General features: G+C 21.8%; 2 protein-coding genes. Both read left to right on the plus strand.

Going from position 1 to position 1,171, the window contains the following annotated elements; translation table 11 throughout:
- Positions 1–108 precede the first annotated feature (108 nt).
- Positions 109–348, plus strand: a complete 240-nt coding sequence (locus HMPREF1092_RS13675) for a hypothetical protein (RefSeq protein ID WP_002599251.1) — start codon at positions 109–111, stop codon at positions 346–348.
- Positions 349–534: 186 nt separating this feature from the next.
- Positions 535–1,095, plus strand: coding sequence for a hypothetical protein (locus HMPREF1092_RS13680; RefSeq protein ID WP_207637637.1), 561 nt, complete (start codon positions 535–537; stop codon positions 1,093–1,095).
- The last annotated feature ends 76 nt before the right edge of the window (positions 1,096–1,171 follow it).

Here is a 1,171-nt window from a genome sequence, read left to right on the forward strand (position 1 = left end):
TACGTAGTAACCTGTTCTTTTTTATTTAGAAATACATGTAAGACAAAAAGGAATTAATGTAAGACATAGAGAATATAACGGGTAAGAAGATTTTGAGGGGATAAAGAAATGGGTGAAAAAATCAGTAAAAATTCAAGTCTTACAATTAGACTTGAATGTAAGACAAAAGAAAATTTAAAAAAAATTGCAAAGGAAAAAGGTCTTACAATGAGTGAATTAGTAAATGAATGTCTTACAGAATTAATTGAAAGGAAAAATTTTAATGAGAAATATAATGAAAAATTAGAAAAGAGAAGTATTGAAATAGATGAAAAATTAAAGAATTTAAAAAGTAAAATGAATTGGTGAGAGGCAATATTAAAATCAATAAAAAAGTATGGAAATAAAAGCAAATTGAGCTTGAATTTAAAAAATTAAAGAATAATAGAAATTAAGTTTTTTTGTTAAAAATAAATATAAGTTATATTTATAAAGTATTATCAATAAAAGGATTGTATATTAAAAAATTTATTAGCTATGGATGGGGTGATGGCAATGAAATGTAGTAAATATCAAGAAAATTTAATTTTAAAAGTAATAAATGAATCTGAAAGTAGAGAATGGAAAAATGCCGTTAATGAATGGAGAATTTTAGACTGTGAGGAAGATGAGTTTCAAAATTCAAATTGTGTATGTGGAAAAGAAAATATAAAATATTTATTTACAATAGAAAATGAATTGAACGGAAATAAAATTTATCCAATAGGAAGCTCTTGTATTAAAAAGTTTGGTAGAGAAGATTTAAATGAAATTATATCAGTTAAAGAAAGTATGTTTAAATTACTTCATGCAATAGAAAATAATAAATTTATTAAATTATCATCAGAATTTTTCACTAGAAAATTAATAAGGAAATTATATGAAGATGGAGCATTTAAACCTAATGAATATAATAAATTTTCACCAGAAAAAGATTATGATTTTTTGTTGAAAATGTTTAATAAAATAAATAAAAATGAGATTACAGAAGCTCAAAAAAGGAAAATTAATGGATTAATTGTAGGAGCAATTAAACCTTTTTTAAAAGATAGGTTAGAAAATAAAATTAAAAAGTAAATGGATTTATTAAAATTTCGCTAAAATAAATTTTTACGAAATGGCACTTAATAAAAAATTTACAAATGCGTTTTTT

Source organism: Clostridium thermobutyricum, assembly GCF_000371465.1.
Taxonomy (GTDB): Bacteria; Bacillota; Clostridia; order Clostridiales; family Clostridiaceae; genus Clostridium; species Clostridium thermobutyricum.

What these genes read in the sequence shown, in the direction of transcription:
- HMPREF1092_RS13675 (WP_002599251.1), top strand. Translation starts at nt 109, where the DNA reads ATGGGTGAAAAAATCAGTAAAAATTCAAGTCTTACAATTAGACTTGAA.
- HMPREF1092_RS13680 (WP_207637637.1), top strand. Translation starts at nt 535, where the DNA reads ATGAAATGTAGTAAATATCAAGAAAATTTAATTTTAAAAGTAATAAAT.